Annotated in this window: 10 protein-coding genes; 7 read left to right on the forward strand and 3 right to left on the reverse strand. The window is 50.9% G+C overall.

All coding sequences use genetic code 11. From position 1 onward, the window contains the following. Positions 1-18 precede the first annotated feature (18 nt). The 3 genes from G7Y39_RS01210 (at position 19) to G7Y39_RS01220 (ending at position 3,794) form a co-directional block, all read left to right on the forward strand. On the forward strand, positions 19-1,128 hold the full coding sequence (locus tag G7Y39_RS01210) for a DUF5074 domain-containing protein (RefSeq protein ID WP_165154265.1): 1,110 nt from the start codon (positions 19-21) through the stop codon (positions 1,126-1,128). Further along, complete coding sequence (locus tag G7Y39_RS01215; protein WP_165154267.1) at positions 1,128-2,246, forward strand: ABC transporter substrate-binding protein; 1,119 nt, start codon at positions 1,128-1,130, stop codon at positions 2,244-2,246. Before G7Y39_RS01210 ends, G7Y39_RS01215 begins: the two co-directional genes overlap by 1 nt. Before the next feature lie 63 nt (positions 2,247-2,309). Then, the gene (locus G7Y39_RS01220; protein ID WP_241159934.1) at positions 2,310-3,794 is read left to right on the forward strand and encodes an FAD-binding oxidoreductase; all 1,485 of its coding nucleotides are present in this window, start codon (positions 2,310-2,312) and stop codon (positions 3,792-3,794) included. A gap of 189 nt (positions 3,795-3,983) precedes the next feature. On the opposite strand, the gene G7Y39_RS01225 is transcribed toward G7Y39_RS01220, so the two are convergent. The 3 genes from G7Y39_RS01225 to carB form a co-directional block, all read right to left on the reverse strand. Further along, positions 3,984-5,360, reverse strand: coding sequence for an NAD(P)/FAD-dependent oxidoreductase (locus tag G7Y39_RS01225; protein WP_165154269.1), 1,377 nt, complete (start codon positions 5,358-5,360; stop codon positions 3,984-3,986). Positions 5,361-5,562: 202 nt separating this feature from the next. Beyond that, the gene (locus G7Y39_RS01230; RefSeq protein ID WP_165154271.1) at positions 5,563-7,623 is read right to left on the reverse strand and encodes a transcriptional regulator; all 2,061 of its coding nucleotides are present in this window, start codon (positions 7,621-7,623) and stop codon (positions 5,563-5,565) included. Between the two features lie 74 nt (positions 7,624-7,697). Continuing rightward, entirely contained in the window at positions 7,698-10,916 is a 3,219-nt protein-coding gene (carB, locus tag G7Y39_RS01235) for a carbamoyl-phosphate synthase (glutamine-hydrolyzing) large subunit (RefSeq protein ID WP_165154273.1), read from the reverse strand. A 305-nt stretch (positions 10,917-11,221) separates the two neighbouring features. Between carB and G7Y39_RS01240 the strand changes: the two genes are divergently transcribed. The 4 genes from G7Y39_RS01240 (at position 11,222) to G7Y39_RS01255 (ending at position 16,535) form a co-directional block, all read left to right on the forward strand. Further along, a complete protein-coding gene (locus G7Y39_RS01240; RefSeq protein WP_165154275.1) occupies positions 11,222-11,467 on the forward strand; it encodes a hypothetical protein in 246 nt (81 codons plus the stop codon). Positions 11,468-11,880: 413 nt separating this feature from the next. Continuing rightward, positions 11,881-13,032: a DUF4249 domain-containing protein gene (locus G7Y39_RS01245; protein WP_165154277.1), complete on the forward strand. Its 1,152-nt coding sequence runs from the start codon at positions 11,881-11,883 to the stop codon at positions 13,030-13,032. 45 nt (positions 13,033-13,077) lie between these two features. Then, complete coding sequence (locus tag G7Y39_RS13485; RefSeq protein ID WP_206225133.1) at positions 13,078-13,818, forward strand: hypothetical protein; 741 nt, start codon at positions 13,078-13,080, stop codon at positions 13,816-13,818. Then, positions 13,797-16,535, forward strand: coding sequence for a TonB-dependent receptor domain-containing protein (locus tag G7Y39_RS01255; protein WP_165154279.1), 2,739 nt, complete (start codon positions 13,797-13,799; stop codon positions 16,533-16,535). Before G7Y39_RS13485 ends, G7Y39_RS01255 begins: the two co-directional genes overlap by 22 nt. Positions 16,536-16,543 lie beyond the last annotated feature (8 nt).

Consider the following 16,543-nt stretch of genomic DNA (forward strand, 5'->3'; position numbering starts at 1 on the left):
AAATAATATAGTAAAGCAATGAAAAAGAAAAACTTTATTTACGTTTCCGCTTTATGCGCATTGATGTCTTTCTCGTTTATGAGTTGTGGTGATGATGAGGATCCGATCCCGGAAATACCCGAGAACCCTGATCCCACTCCCGAACAGCCTGCGGAGGCCGTTTCCTTCAAGGCTTTGTATTTCTTGAACTCGGGGAAAATGGGCAACAACAATGCCTCCTTGTATATGTACGACATGGAAAAGGATGAGGTAGTCCCCGATTATTTCTTGGCTCAAAATGGCAGGGGGCTGGGAGATACGGCACAGGATATAATCGTATATGGCGATAAGATGTATATCGCGGTATATGGAGAGTCTACGATAGAAGTGACGGACCTGAAGGCAAAATCCATTAAGCAAATCAAGACAGAGGGACAGCCCCGTTATATGGTATCAGAGGGTGGAAAAGTCTATGTTACGTATTATGATGGATATGTCGCTCGTTTGGATACCGCATCCTTGGAGGTTGAGGCGAAAGTAAAGGTCGGGCGGAATCCGGAACAATTGGCGGTATCTTCTGATAAATTGTTTGTCTCTAACTCCGGAGGTATGGATTACGCCACCGAGGTTGGGTATGATAAAACGGTATCAGTGGTCGATCTGTCTACCTTTACAGAGATAAAGAAGTTGGATGTCGTATTGAATCCCACGCGGATACAGGCGGATGAGCAAGGAAATGTATATGTGATCTCTATGGGAAACTACGCGGATATCCCCAATACGGTACAAAAGATAAACGCGGAGACGTATGAGGTTACTTCCCTTACGAATTGTCCGAACGCGACGGAGATGGCCTACGAGGGTGGCAAACTGTTCCTGTTCTATGCGCAATGGGGAATGCCCAGTCCTTCATTTTTAACTTTTGATACCAAGAGCCAATCCGCGGGTACGAGCTTTATTACAGATGGAACCGCGGTACAGTCTCCTTATTCGATCAGTGCCGCGGGTGGAAATGTCTATGTCGCGGAGTCTGATTACAAGAATAATGGCGATATCTATTGTTTTGGAAGTGACGGTAAATTGTCCAAGAAGTTCGGGGCCGGTCTGAATCCCATGAAAGTAGTTCTCGCTCAAAAAGATAATATCTAATGCGATTTCTGATTCTTATGGGGTTTGCTTTCTGGATGACGGCATGTACGCCATCCGGGAAGCAAACCTCTTCCAAGGAAGCTCTCTCCGCCGATAGCATTCAATATGCCCAAGGTTTCACGATCCGGCATTTTGATGCCTATACGATGGTGGAAGTGCGTGATCCGTGGGATCATACACGGCTTCTTCAACGTTATTTATTGATAGACCGGGAAAAGTCGGTCCCGGACGGATTACCCAAAGGGACGATCGTGAAGGTCCCGGTAAAAGATATTGTGATTTATACCTCTGTCCATGCGGCTATTATTGATCAACTGCACGAGATCAATAAGGTCATAGGCGTTTGTGAGCCTCGTTATATGGATACCCCTGCCATACAAGAGGGCATACAGACCGGCAGAATCGCGGATTTAGGCGAGGCTACCTCCCCGAATATAGAGAAAATGATAGAGATAGGCGCCGAACTGGTGATCGCTTCCCCATTCCAGAACAGCAGCTATGGGCCTGTTGAGAAGATCGGGATACCCATTATCGAAGGGGCGGACTACATGGAGGCATTCCCTTTGGGGCGTACGGAATGGATTCGCTTTTACGGTTTGCTATTCGGCAAGGAAGAAATGGCCGATTCTATATTTAGGGCGACGGAACAAGCCTATCTGTCTCTAAAGGACTTAACCGCGAATGTGGACAATCGTCCCACGGTCTTGTCGGAGAAGAGGTTCGGCTCTTCGTGGTATGTACCATCCGGAGATGGTTATATGGCTCATCTTATCGAGGATGCCGGAGCCGATTATATGTTTAAGGATTTACCGGGTGCCGGAAGTACTCCCTTGGCATTTGAGACCGTGTTTGATCGAGCGATCCATGCGGATATTTGGCTCGTTAAATACAATCAGCCTTCCGAGATGACCTATGCCGATTTGCGCGCCGAGTATACCCCTTACGAGAATTTCGGCGCTTTTAAAAAACAACGGATTTATACCTGTAATACAGGGGCAGTTCCCTATTACGAGGAATTCCCTTTGCATCCTGAATATCTATTGAAAGATTTAATCTGGATTTTCCATCCGGAGCTAGTACCCGGTTATTTCCCCCGTTATTTCAGGAAAATGCTTTGATTGTCTCAGCGGTTTCCTATCTTTGTCGAAATTTCGTTTCCAGGCAAATAAAGGCATTAGACGATGGAGATAAAAAAAGTATATGCTGACGCTCTAACTACATTAGCGAAAGGAACAGATGCCGGGATTTACAAGTTGAATCCTGAACGAGTTGAAATCGTAAATTGCGTACGAGATGTAAGGCGTGTTCTCGCGGAGTGTGAGAAGACGGGTAAATCCGTAACCTTTAAAGCCGGGGGAACCTCCCTGTCCGGGCAGACGATCACAGATTCTGTATTGATGGAAATCGGTCCTGATTATGGGAAAGTTGAGATTTCCTTGAACGGACATTTGGCGAAGTTCCCTTGTGGTATAACCGGAGAGGAGGCCAACCGATTGCTGAAACCTTACGGCCGTAAGCTGGGGCCTAGCCCAGCCTCCATCAAATCCGCGCGTATCGGTGGAATCGTAGCGAATAACTCGAGTGGCTCTGGCTACGGTATCATCTATAATTCCTACAATACGATTCAGGATATGGAGATTCTGTTGGCGGATGGAACTTTCCTGGACACCGCTTCGTCGGAGAGCCGTAGGAATTTCATGAAAACGCATGTATCTTTGTTGGAGAGGCTGATGAATTTCCGTTTGGAGATCTTGTTGAATCCGGACATGCAAGACCGGATCCTCTCTAAATATGAGTTGAAGAACACCTGCGGTTATGGCATGAACTCTTTCTTGGATTATTCCGATCCATACGATATACTCATGCATCTAATGGTTGGTTCGGAAGGGACCTTGGGGTTTATCTCCTCGGTTACTTTCGAGACGGTCCCCGATGAGCCCTTAAAAGCTTCCGCCTTGATTTATTTCCCCTCTTTGATGGAAGCAAGCAGAGCCATAGGCCCATTACGCCAGTGCAAGGTGTCTGCCGCCGAGTTGATGGATCGAAACGCTTTACATGCGGTAGAGGATGAACCGGGAATGCCGGAGATATTGCGCGCTTTACCCGATGACGCGGTAGCGTTGCTGATCGACACGGCTTCCAATGGAGAAGAAGAACTTCAAATCCAATTCCGGGATATAGAGGAGCGGTTGGCAGATGTACAAACCCTATATCCGGTATCCTTTACGACCGATCCGAAGCTCTACGCCACGTATTGGCGGGTACGGAACGGTTTGTTTACTTCCGCCGCGGGAAGACGCCCGCGGGGGACGGTATCTATTATTGAGGATATCGCTTTCCGCGCCCACAAATTCCCGCTTTGGACTCGGCATACACCTTCCGGTACGTCGAGGTTCAAGAGACGGACGGGTGTAGAGAATGGGATGGAAATGGTTTATTTCCCGGCTTGTATTACCCGTACGATGGGCGCTTCGGCTGATTATGAAGATGTGGATACAAGACAAGTTGGTGAGATTGGCAGGCTTATGCGCGAACCGGGTGGTCTCTCCCGCTCGAGTCACTTGCTGCGGTTGGGCGGGAGACCGCAGTTTCTTCTATCCGGAACTAAATGCTTCCGGCCTTCATTATCTGAAACCGGACCTGCGTGGAGTGATCGAAGGCTATAGCAATAGCCGTACGTGCGAGATCGGTTTGACGATGAATAGTGGGATATCCTATAAGTCGATCGTATATTTGGTGGAAAAGGCTACCCGTTAAAAATCAAAAACCCCGGTTTCGTGCAACTGAAACCAGGGGCTTTGTAGTTTGGCATTCGAAATTATAGGGAGTTTTATTTCATAGATTCTTTATCCATATCAGGCGTAACCGTTGAGCATTCCGATGAAATACATCGGTTTTAAAATATATACCTTCAAGATCCAGGCGAGCCATTGCTCTTTTGATGTATCAATCATCGAGAATGGGAATGAAATGTCGGGTTTCTTATCGTAGTCAAACTCACAAAGCAACACATGGCCGTAATCCGTAACGATCGGGCACGCGGCATAGCCGTTGTACTTCTCGGTCGGCTCTTTGCCTTCCATGAGGGCGATCAGGTTCTTGGCGGCGATAGGCACTTGCTTACGGATAGCGGCAGATGTCTTACTGGTCGGGATACCGGCTACATCACCCAAAGAAACAATGTTCTGGTATTTCTTATGTATCAAGGTCTCTTTATCGACCATCACCCACGCCTCCGCGGCCAATTTACCCTCTGTCCAACCTAACCCCGCGTCACGGACGAAATCGGGGGCGGACATAGGCGGGGTGAAGTGCAAGAAATCGTAATCCTCTACGAACGGCGTTACGATCTTTTCCTCGCCCTTTGTCTCTATCTTCTCAAAGTGCACCTGTTTCGCGGATGTGTCTACACCTTTCACACGTACATTCAAGTTGATAGGTATGTTACGTTCATCGTATATTTCCAGCAGGCGAGGCGTGAAATACGGGACATCGTATAGTTGCTTCGACGCGGTAAAAAAATCCAATTGCAGTTTGTCGCGAGTCCCTTGTTTCCTCGCGTAATGCTCGGACAATAAACAGATCTTTTTGGGAGCGCCGCCACACTTATGTTTTGTATAGGTATCGGTATAGATACCTTTGCCTCCTTTTTTCACGAATTCCTGAATGGCTTTCCATGTCTTTTGAGCGCCCTCGAAGTCGTAAATGGAGTTCGCGTTTCCCTGTCCCAAGGTATCGAGGGTAATACCCTCTACTTTTTCCCAGTTACATTGCAATCCCGGGGTCAGGACTAAAAAGTCGTACGGAATCTTTCCGTTATTCAGGGTCGTTACCTGATTCCATACAGGATCAACCGCGGCGACCGAGTCCTTTATCCATTTTATACCGCTAGGTATACAATCCTCTTGCTTCTTCCAAACATCTTCCGGTTGATACACTCCTGAGGCGATCAGCGTGAATCCCGGTTGATAAAACTGACGATCGCTGGGGTCAATCAGGGTGATGTCCGGTTCATCAAGCCAATGTTTTAATCGGGCGGCCATACTGATACCGGCGGCTCCTCCACCGATAATGACGATTTTACCTTTTGCGTTGCTTGAGACAGCGTTTGCTTTTCCGGTATTGGCTCCTGCGATCAGTCCTGTCGCCGCCAATAACTTAAAGAAATGCCGTCTGTCGATGCCCTTCTTTTCCAGCGCATCCAATTGTTTCTCCAGTTCGTATTTCATCATATTGAAAGAATTTAAGATTTTATTCGACGGCAAAGGAAACACAATAAATCACGGGAGCCATGAAAATGACTACTACACGACTTGCGCAAATGTTTTTTTTATGGGACAAGACTACTACACGACTTTCTCATCCCCTTTTCACGAGTATTTAATAGGCTATTATATAGAATATTATATATTAGGCATATTCTAGAAAATATTTTTAGTAGTTCATCAAGAAATCGACAAGATTCGTATCCCCATCAAGGGCTAATCGCTTTCTTAAGCGATACCTTCTCAGCTCGATCGCCCGTACGGATACATTCATTAACGACGCGATTTCCTTCGTGGAAAGGTTCATGCGGAGCAAGCAGCAAATACGCAAATCTCCTGCCGTTATATCCATGTATTGTTGCCGCAAACGATCCATGAAATTCTGGTGGGCGCTATTGAAATAGCTCTCGAACCGCACCCAATCCGCTTGATTGTTCAAGGTAGACTCCATCAAAGAACGCAAACGGGTGTATAATTTATTGGGATACCGGTCGCCCAAGGTCTCTTTCTGCTTATCGAGTTCTTCCAGTAGGGCCTGGATTGCCTCGTTCCTTTTTAGCAGGGCCGTGGTCTGGAGGGTCAGCTCATTGTTTTTGTTTTGCAACTCCGTTTCCAGCATCTCGCTTTTCATTTGTTGAAGCCTTTGCCGTTCGGCTTGTCGTTCAGCCTCCAGCTTTTCTTGTTCTTTTTTCCGCAAATTCCGTAAATGATACCGAAGCCCTTCTTGAATGGCGAGCCCTATCAAAGCGACGTAGATCAAATAGGCCCATACGGTATTGTACCAAGGAGGGCGAACCGTGATTTGCAGCGTGATCTCGGGAAACGGACCCCGGGTTACATACTTGCGTACCCTTAGCTCATAGGTTCCTTCCGGAAGTTGCAAGAAGGTAACGCGGCCGTCCTTCTGCCAAGAAGACCAATCGGCGGATACCCCCTCCAGCTTATAGCTGATTTGGTGGTTGAGGGTGAATACCGTTGTCCCGATGTATAGCGAGAGCTCTTGGAAGTTATGGGGCAGGTCGATGCTTTGCGTGTCCGGATGCAGATAATGCGTGCCTTCTTGATCTTGATACTCGATGCGCGTAAACCACGGCATCGTTAATCCTCCCAGGCTTCCCTCTATTAATTGGCGGGTGTTGATCAATAGGGTCCCTTGCATGGCCGATACCAGATCAAGGGAATCATTCAAGGGGATGATCCGTTTGCCGTTGGTCACCAGATTCAGATCGTAATTATCGAATAAGATCCGGCATTTTAAAGTCCCCGTGCCGTTCTCCCGATGGAAGAGCCCTGCCTCGTTGCCGGTCGTGAGCCAATACAAATCGTCTGGAACCGGGTAGATACTTTCCGCGTTGGCGAATACGCCCAATACCTCCTTATTCTTAAATAAAGTGCTTACCGATAAATGGTTGTCGGTCGTATCCGGATGGATATATGAACGTCCGGTCTCATCGGATACCGGGGTAAACGGATCTCCGAACATCAGGCTCCGGCTGAAGTAGCCGATATTTGTCCGGATATAGAGGCGGTTATCCTCTTTTACAGCGTCTTCCAACTTTCCGATCCGGCTTCTTTTACCTAACATGGCGATGGGAGGGTTGATATCTATCTGGGAGATACCATTATCCAGGGCGACCCAGATTAAATTATCATCCTGTACGCAGATGGAGCGTACGATGTTATCTTGTAACTGATTGTTGATGTTGAGATGTTGAAAGATTTCCCCCGCGTCGCCGGTGATATAAATACCGGACGTCGATGTGCCCGTGAAATGGAGACCTCCGGCGCTGGCGAAGGAAGTTGGGTGTTTCTCCTCGATTTCTTCCGGGATCGTGTAATTCGTCTCAGGATCATCGAAACGTATGTGCGGCGGGAGCGTATCGATCGGATGGTATTCCAGATTCCCGAGCCCGTCGTAAAGCCAATAGCCTAACGATGATTTGCCTTGGGTATAGATCGAATCGTTCCGGGACGATACTTTATAAACAGGGGTTTTATCCGGTAATGGATACGTTCTCCATGTATTCCCGTCGAATGTGACCAGGCCGGAATTATTAGCGACATATAAGATGCCACGGCGAGAAACCGCTACATCCCAATTTTGGCAACTGGCCTTATAATCGTCTACGGAATAATTTTGTACGAGGATAGAGGGAGCGACCACAGACGCACGCGAGGCGAGAATCGCCACGATGGATAATGACAGGGTAAAAAGCAGTCGTCTGTACATGGCCTTTAAACTGTAGAGACAAGGCATAAAGCCTTGTCTCTTATTACACTCACGCGAATGTAATCAAATTTTGATTATTTGTACTCCTGCCAGCTCTTAATCTGAATATCTTCTACGTTCATCCCGCAGAAAGCGTCGATGAAGGCGCTGGCCAGGCGGGCGTTCGTGATCAACGGGACGTTATGATCGATCGCCGCACGGCGGATCTTATAGCCATTGGTCAACTCGCGCTTGCTATGATCTTTCGGGATATTTACCACCAGCTCGAAAGCGTGATTGCTGAACATATCCATGACATTCAAATCACCTTCCTCATCCGGCCAGCATACGGTGGTTGCCTTGATGCCATTATCGTTCAGGAACTTGGCGGTTCCGTGCGTGCCATAGATCGTATAACCCTTGGCATCCAGCACACGGCAAGGCTCCAGTAAATCGACCTTGCTCTTGGCGGCGCCGGAAGATACCAAGATGTTCTTCTTGGGAATACGGTTGCCTACGGCGATCATGGCGGAAAGCAAAGCCTCGTTGAAATCGTCGCCGATACAACCCACCTCGCCGGTGGAGCTCATGTCCACGCCCAATACAGGGTCTGCCTTGTGCAGGCGGGCGAATGAGAACTGGGAGGCCTTGATGCCGATCCAGTCGATATCGAACGCGCTCTTGTCCGGTTTCGTGTACGGAGCATCCAGCATGATGCGGGTAGCCGTCTCGATGAAGTTGCGTTTCAATACTTTAGATACAAACGGGAAACTGCGTGAGGCACGCAAGTTGCATTCGATTACTTTCACGAAGTTATTCTTCGCCAAGAACTGGATATTGAACGGGCCGCTGATCGTCAGCTCCTTCGCGATCATCTTGCTTACTTTCTTGATGCGGCGGGCTGTCTCGAAGTAAATCTTCTGAGCCGGGAACACCAAGGTAGCGTCGCCGGAGTGAACACCGGCGAACTCGATATGCTCGGAGATCGCGTACTCAACCACCTCGCCATTCATGGCGACAGCGTCGAACTCGATCTCTTTCGTCCCTTGCATGAACTCGGATACGACCACCGGATATTCCTTGGATACCTTAGCGGCCAAATCCAAGAACTCGATCATCTGCTCTTTCGTATGGCAAACGTTCATCGCCGCGCCGGACAATACGTAAGACGGACGGATCAAGATCGGGAAGCCTACTTTCTCGATAAACGCGTCGATCTCCTCCATGCTGGTAAGCTCTGCCCAACGCGGTTGGTCGATGCCCAGCGAATCCAGCATCGCGGAGAATTTATGACGGTTCTCGGCACGGTCGATCGACAGCGGGGATGTACCCAATACCGGAACATTCTGGCGGTACAGTTTCATCGCCAGGTTGTTCGGGATCTGTCCCCCTACGGAGACGATCACGCCCCTCGGCAATTCCAGATCGATCACGTCCAGCACGCGCTCGAATGAAAGCTCGTCGAAGTAAAGACGGTCGCACATATCGTAATCGGTAGATACGGTCTCCGGGTTATAGTTGATCATGATCGATTTATAGCCTAGCTTACGGGCGGTCTGGGCGGCATTCACCGAACACCAGTCGAACTCGACGGACGACCCGATGCGGTAAGCTCCCGAACCCAAGATAATCACGCTCTTCTCATTCGGGTAGTAGGAGATATCGTGCGGCGTGCCGTCGTAAGTCATATACAGGTAGTTGGTCAGCTCCGGATGTTCGGAAGCGACCGTGTTGATGCGTTTCACGCTCGGGAGGATACCCATTTTCTTACGCAGGTTGCGTACGCGGATATTCTCTTTCTCCATGTTGCCTCCCGGGTTCTCTACGTAACGAGCGATCTGGAAGTCGGAGAAACCAAGGCGTTTCGCCTCTTTCAATACATCCTCCGGAAGGTCCTCGATCCGGTTGTAGCCTTTCAATACGTGGGTGTAATCCACGATGTTCCTCAAGGCCTCCAAGAACCAGCGCGTGATCTTTGTCAGCTCGTGTATCCTGTCTACGCTATATCCCTGCTCCAAGGCCTGCGCCACGGCGAAGATACGCAAGTCGGTAGGGTTCGCCAGCTCCTCGTCCAAGTTGTCGAAATGGATATCGTTGTTGCCTACGAAACCATGCATGCCTTGCCCGATCATACGAAGCCCCTTCTGCATGATCTCCTCGAAGCTCTTGCCGATCGACATGATCTCGCCCACGGATTTCATGCTGGAACCGATCTGGCGGCTGACGCCGACGAACTTCGTCAAGTCCCAGCGCGGGATCTTCACGATCATGTAATCCACCTCCGGCGCCTTGTACGCGGAGTTCGGAGTGCCCATCTCGCCGATCTCGTCCAGTCCGTAGCCCAACGCCAACTTGGCGGCGACGAACGCCAATGGATAACCGCTGGCCTTGGATGCCAAGGCGGAAGAGCGGCTCAGACGAGCGTTCACCTCGATCACGCGATAATCGCAAGTCTCGGAGTTGAAAGCGTATTGGATATTACATTCGCCTACGATTCCCAGGTGGCGGATCGTCTTGGTGGAAAGCGCCTTCAGCAGGTCTAATTCTTTCTCGTTCAAGGAGCAGGTCGGAGCTACTACGATACTCTCGCCGGTATGTACGCCCAGCGGGTCGACGTTCTCCATGCTCACTACCGTGAAGCAATGGTCGTTTTTGTCGCGGATCACCTCGAACTCGATCTCTTTCCAACCCTTCAAAGATTCCTCGACCAAGATCTGGGACGAGTAAGTGAAGGCGCTTTCCGCCAGCGCGCGAAGCTCAGCCTCGTCCCTGCAGATACCGCTGCCCATACCACCTAGCGCGTAAGCGGAACGGATCATGATAGGGAAACCGATTCTATGAGCGGCAGCCACCGCGTCGTCCATGTTCTCGACGGCTTGGCTGATCGGAGTCTTCACTTCTATCTCGTTCAGTTTCCTGACAAACAGGTCGCGATCCTCGGTGTACATGATAGCCTCAACGGATGTACCCAATACTTTCACGCCATATTTAGCCAACGTGCCGTCGGTGTAAAGTTGAGTGCCACAGTTCAAAGCGGTCTGCCCACCAAACGCCAACAGGATCCCGTCCGGTTGTTCTTTTTTGATAACCTCCTCGACGAAGTAAGGAGTGATAGGCAGAAAATATACCTTATCGGCCACTCCCTCGGATGTTTGGATAGTCGCGATATTCGGATTTAGCAATACGGTGCTGATCCCTTCTTCTCTCAGGGCCTTCAGCGCTTGCGAGCCGGAGTAGTCAAACTCGCCGGCCTGTCCGATCTTCAGGGCGCCCGAGCCCAGGACGATCACCTTTTTGATACCACTTTTCGACATAGTAATTCGGGTTGTTTTTATTTGTTATATATGGTTTTACAGAATGTTACATCCAACAGATTCTATCACCGGGCCGATGGACACAAAAAATGCGTCAGTGAAAGTAACCAACGCATCTTATGTACCCCAATTATAATCCCGTAAAATGGAGAAAAGAGCCTCAGCCTCCGACATATGACCGGAACGGAACTTCGGATTATCCTTATGTGTCTTGTTTGTCATCTGCTCTCTCTCCAAAATTTTGGCAAAGATAGGGGTTTTGTTTGAAAGAGCAAGTTGTTTTCTTGAATTTGTAGTATGGTGTCGTGGATTTTTTTGAGCGTCTCGACGCGCCACTGTATCTTGCGCAGATCGAAATTAAGGCGAAAACAAGAGCGTTTTTACGTATCGCGCCGACGCGTTTCCGTCTACTTACGTCGAGCGAGGTGCTGAAAAAACAGGCTTTTTTGCTCACGAAATCGCCGGAAAAAACGCCTTTTCGAGATCACGGGGATCACGTCGGAACAGGTAAAAGCCAATTTTTTGCGCCCTGGGCGGGAGGAGGAGAATAGCGACCCTGAGAAACCCGAAAGCATTAAGGATCAAAAGGATAAGCCGGGATCAACGCCGCCTTCCTAAAAGGATCCAGGGCGCAAAGGGCGCAAAAACAAGACCTCCGCTAAAAAATATATATATATAAAAATATTCATCTTACTGTGTAAGTACGATGTAAATTTATATATATATATAAAAGTTTTTATAAAGGCACGTAAAGATGCGCCCTTTGCGCCCTGGCTCCCCCGTTTTTCCCATTGAGACCCGACCGGAAAACCATTGAGATACGGCGCTAAGTCAATGGAATGCGAGACGGATTCCAGTGACTTGGAAAATTTTGGTAAATATTTGTGCGTTAATTTTTTGTGATTTGGGAAATAATGCCTATATTGTGAACGTGTTTGTGGCACGACTTTAAATCGGTGGTTTTATGAAGAGCAAGAATGTACAATCTCCCTTAATCCCCGGAAGGCTCAAGTTGAACCTTTTGGCGCTGTTCCTTGTATCTTTTTGTTTGGTATCAGTGGTTTCTTGTCTCTCCGACTTTACTCCGGAAGTGAAAGGTACGAGTGGTATCCTCGTGGTGGACGGGATGATCACGAATGGCGAGTCAGTTATTCGTTTGAGCCGGAGCGTGGGTATCTTGGACACCTTGCGGGGAGATGAGGTGATCGCCGACGCCTTGATGAACGTAGAGTGCAGTAATGGCATGCTTTTTCCCGCGGTTTATGAGGGAAATGGTTCGTATCGTATCCAGACAGGCGATCTTGATTTTAATTTGGAGTATCGTTTAAACTTCTCCTTGGGAGAGAAAGACTATCAATCCACCTTCCTGAAGCCGATGCGAACCGCGGAGATAGACAGCGTTTCCTGGCAGAAGGCCGGGTTGGAGAAACCGGTCTCCATCCATGTCACCACGCATGCCTCCCGCAATGAGTCACCCTATTATCGCTGGAGTTACCAGGAGGTTTGGGAGATAAGGTCGAAGTTGTTCGCCAACGCCGGCTATATAGATGGTAAGTTTATGATGTTCGACAGGAATACGCCTATGAATACCTACTATTGCTGGGGCAGGGACTCGTCCAAGATGATAATTATTGATGAGTCTACCCGGTTGGCAGACAATGTAATCCCTCAGAAAAAGCTGCTGGAGATCCCTTGTGTGGATGAAAGGCTCTCGGAATTGTATTACATAGAGGTCTCGCAAATGCAATTGCGTGAGGACTCGTATAAGTATTACCGTCTTTTGCAAGACGAGATCGAGCGGACGGGAGGCCTGTTCAATGTGGTGATGTCGGCCGGCGATAATGGGAATGTCTATTGTTTGTCCAACCCGGAAGAGGTGACAGTGGGGTATGTGGAAGTCTGTAATGTGACGAAAAAAGCTCTTTACATCCCTTTCAGCCGTGATATTTATGAGGGTCGCGGGGAGGCTTGTTGGACTTATCCGGCTAAAGACTATCCCTCTCTTCCTTGGTATACTTATCCGTCGGTGGTCGCTACTCCTCGCTGCGTGGATTGCCGTGAGCATTACAACGCCACGAAGAACAAGCCCTCTTGGTGGCCGACGGATCATTTATAAAAAGATAGGATATCAGTTAACATAAATCTGAATCTGGTGATGCGAATGAGAAAAAACATCATTTATCTGCTCAGCCTCCTTAACGGAGGCATCGCCGCGGCGCAGGAGCTTGCCGTGGCAGATCGCTTGCCGTCCGCCGGCAAGGAGGGACAGTATGTGGAGAGGGCGGCAAACCAGTCCTTGCTCTATACGGGGGAGTTGGAGCCTCGGTACTTGAACCGCCTGGAGGGGCATCCTTATCTGGATACGAAGGAGTACCGGACGGGGACGCTGGCGCTCGATGGGGTGGTGTATCCCGCCGTGGCGATGCGGCTGAACGTGCGGCTGGACAGACTGGTCGTTTTCTCGCCGGACAGAAAGCTGCACGTGCTGATCCCCTCGGAACGGGTCGATTTCGTGTCGCTGCCGGACTACGACCTGTTCTATATGGAGCCGATGGGGGAAAAGGAGACTCTCCCGAAGGGCTTCTATGCCCGCTTGCATGACGGCAAATATGCCTTGTGGAAACGCTCCTCGAAGATGCTGGAACGGAAGATGGAGGGGCTGACGATGACGAACCGCTTCGTGGAGCGTACCTCTTTCTGGGTCTGCAAGGAGGGCGTGTATTATCCGGTGAGTGGCAAGCGGTCGCTGCTGAAGCTGTTCAAGGAGCATGGCGCGGAATTGAAACGGTATATCAAGGAGCAAGGGCTCTCGTTCGGCGACGGGCGGGAACGGTCGTTGGTCCGTGTGCTGGAATATTGTGAAACCTTAAATCAGCGCGGATGGGAAGACGGAGATATATAGGGATGATCTTGTCGCTTGTGGCGCTGATGGCTTTTGCCGAGCGACGGGTGACGATCCGGCTGGACAGGCGTCCGGCCATGGAATTGATCGACGTGATCGAGCGCCAGGCGGGGCTCCGCGTGTTGGGGGATACGGCGGTGCTGAACGCGCTGACGGTCACGGTAGACGTGAAGGACGCGGAGGCGGAGCAGGTCTTGCGAGACGCGTTCCGTCCGGCCTCGTTGTTCGTGACGAGGTTCGCGAACGACTTGATCGTAACGGCGGGGGATGAGCTGGTGGCCTCCTTGCCGGATGGGTATTTCAACGCGGTGGAGATCCGGGAGACGGGGGATACGCTCTCTTACACCTCCCTGCGCCGCGAGCAACGGGCCTCCTCCGAGAATAAGGTGTATGAGGTAGGTACTCCAAGCGGGCAGCCGGAGGAATGGGTAACGCTGGCGGGTACGGTCACGAATTTCAAGACCGGCGAGCCGCTGAGGGGAGTCTCCTTGCAGGTGGCGGATCCGGCCATCGGCGTTACGAGTGATGCCGCCGGACACTACTCGATCCGGCTTCCGGCGGGCAGGCACGCCCTGAGTATCCGCTCGGTAGGCCTGAAGGATACCAAGCGCCAGGTTATGCTGCATGCCTCGGGAAGGCTGGATATCGAGCTGGAGGAACAGGTATACGTGCTGGACGAGGTGTCGGTATCGGCCAACTTGGTGGAGAACGTGCGGAGTACGGCGATGGGCGTGACACGCCTGGACGTGAAGGAGATCAAGAATGTGCCTACCGCCTTTGGCGAGCTGGATATATTGAAGGTGGTGATGGCCTTGCCGGGCGTGAAATCGGTGGGCGAGGTCTCGAACGGGTTTAACGTGCGGGGCGGTGCCACAGACCAGAACCTGATCTTGTTCAATGGCGGGACGGTGTATAACCCGACGCACCTGTTCGGACTCTTCTCCATCTTCAACGCGGATGTGGTGAAGGACATGGAGCTTTATAAGAGCAGCATCCCCGCGAAGTTCGGCGGCCGTATATCGTCCGTGCTGGACATCAACTCGAAGACGGGGAGCAAGGAGGAATTCAAGGGATCGGCCAGTATCGGCCTGCTGACGAGTAGCCTGACCTTGGAAGGACCACTGGCGGGGAAGAAGACCTCGTATATCATCGGGGCGCGTACCACCTATTCCGACTGGCTCCTGGGGCTTTTGCCCGAGAAGAGCGGCTATAAGGACGGGCAGGCGGGCTTCTACGACTTGAACGCCTCGATCGACCATCGCTTCGACCCGGGCAACAGCCTGGCGCTGACCGGCTATTTCAGCCATGACCGCTTCCGCTTCGACGAGGCAGAGCGGTACGCCTACCAGAACGCGAGTGGTTCCTTGCGATGGACGCATGCCTTCCATCCGGACTTGACCGCTGTCTTCTCCGCCGGCTACGACCATTATCGCAACCATACGGAGAATACCGACAACCCGGCTACGGCCTACGAGCTGTCGTTCGGGATCGACCAGTTTTACGGTAAGGCCGACTTTAACTGGCAGGCGCACGATCAGCATCTGCTGAGCTTCGGGTTAAGCTCGCTCTATTACAACTTGAACCCCGGGGAATACCTGGGAAAGGGCGACCAGTCATTGGTGCTCGACGACCGGATGCAGCGGGAGAAGGCGTTGGAATCGGCTCTCTACATAGGCGATCGTTGGGATATAACCTCTTCCTTCTCGGTGGAGGCGGGGGTGCGCTACAGCCTGTTCAACGTGATGGGGCCGCGTACCTATGCCTTGTATGAGCCGGATAAGTTACCCTCGCCCTCGAGCTTGATCGAGACGCGCGAGGAGGGAAGCGGGATCTACAAGACCTACCAGGGGCCGGAGTTTCGGGTCTCCGCACGGTATGAGTTCGTGGATGGTTTCTCCGTGAAGGCGGGCTATAACACGATGCGGCAGAACATCCACAAGCTGTCGAACACCACGATCATGTCGCCTACGGATACCTGGAAGCTGAGCGACGCGAACATCGAGCCGCAGACCGGCTCGCAAGTGGCCGTGGGCCTTTACAAGAATTTCGCGAAGGCGGGCTTGGAGACATCCGTGGAGGGCTATTACAAGACGATGGATCATTACCTGGATTATCGCAACGGGGCGAACCTGATCATGAACCACCACATCGAGCAAGACGTGGTGAATACGACGGGACGGGCCTATGGCGTGGAGCTGATGATCCGTAAGCCGGAAGGGAGGTTGAACGGCTGGGTGAGCTATACCTACTCGCGCACGCGGTTGCGCCAGGAGGATCCCCGTATCTTGAAGCCCGTGAACCGGGGCGAGTGGTATCCGGCGGATTATGATAAGCCGCACGACTTGAAGTTCGTGGGCAACTATAAGTTCACGCAGCGTTTCAGCGTGTCGATGAACTGCGATTACAGTACGGGACGGCCGGTCTCCATTCCGGTGAGCAAGTACAACTACGCCGGGGGTGAGTTCGTCTATTTCTCGGACAGGAACCAGTATCGGATCCCGGATTATTTCCGGATGGACTTGTCGATCAACATTGAGCCGAGCCACCACCTGACGTTGCTTACCCATAGCACCGTGTCGCTGGGGGTCTACAACGTGACCGGACGGGATAACGCCTATTCCGTGTATTACGTGGCCGAGAACGGGCGGCTGAAGGGCTACAAGCTCGCGATCTTCGGCGCGCCGATCCCTTATATCTCGTATAATATTAAATTCTAAAAAGCTTG

Origin of the sequence: Parabacteroides sp. ZJ-118, assembly GCF_011038785.1 — a bacterium.
Lineage (GTDB): Bacteria > Bacteroidota > Bacteroidia > Bacteroidales > Tannerellaceae > Parabacteroides.

What these genes read in the sequence shown, in the direction of transcription:
- G7Y39_RS13485 (WP_206225133.1), top strand. Translation starts at nt 13,078, where the DNA reads ATGAGAAAAAACATCATTTATCTGCTCAGCCTCCTTAACGGAGGCATC.
- G7Y39_RS01210 (WP_165154265.1), top strand. Translation starts at nt 19, where the DNA reads ATGAAAAAGAAAAACTTTATTTACGTTTCCGCTTTATGCGCATTGATG.
- carB (WP_165154273.1), bottom strand. Translation starts at nt 10,916, where the DNA reads ATGTCGAAAAGTGGTATCAAAAAGGTGATCGTCCTGGGCTCGGGCGCC.
- G7Y39_RS01220 (WP_241159934.1), top strand. Translation starts at nt 2,310, where the DNA reads ATGGAGATAAAAAAAGTATATGCTGACGCTCTAACTACATTAGCGAAA.
- G7Y39_RS01215 (WP_165154267.1), top strand. Translation starts at nt 1,128, where the DNA reads ATGCGATTTCTGATTCTTATGGGGTTTGCTTTCTGGATGACGGCATGT.
- G7Y39_RS01255 (WP_165154279.1), top strand. Translation starts at nt 13,797, where the DNA reads ATGGGAAGACGGAGATATATAGGGATGATCTTGTCGCTTGTGGCGCTG.
- G7Y39_RS01245 (WP_165154277.1), top strand. Translation starts at nt 11,881, where the DNA reads ATGAAGAGCAAGAATGTACAATCTCCCTTAATCCCCGGAAGGCTCAAG.
- G7Y39_RS01225 (WP_165154269.1), bottom strand. Translation starts at nt 5,360, where the DNA reads ATGATGAAATACGAACTGGAGAAACAATTGGATGCGCTGGAAAAGAAG.
- G7Y39_RS01230 (WP_165154271.1), bottom strand. Translation starts at nt 7,623, where the DNA reads ATGTACAGACGACTGCTTTTTACCCTGTCATTATCCATCGTGGCGATT.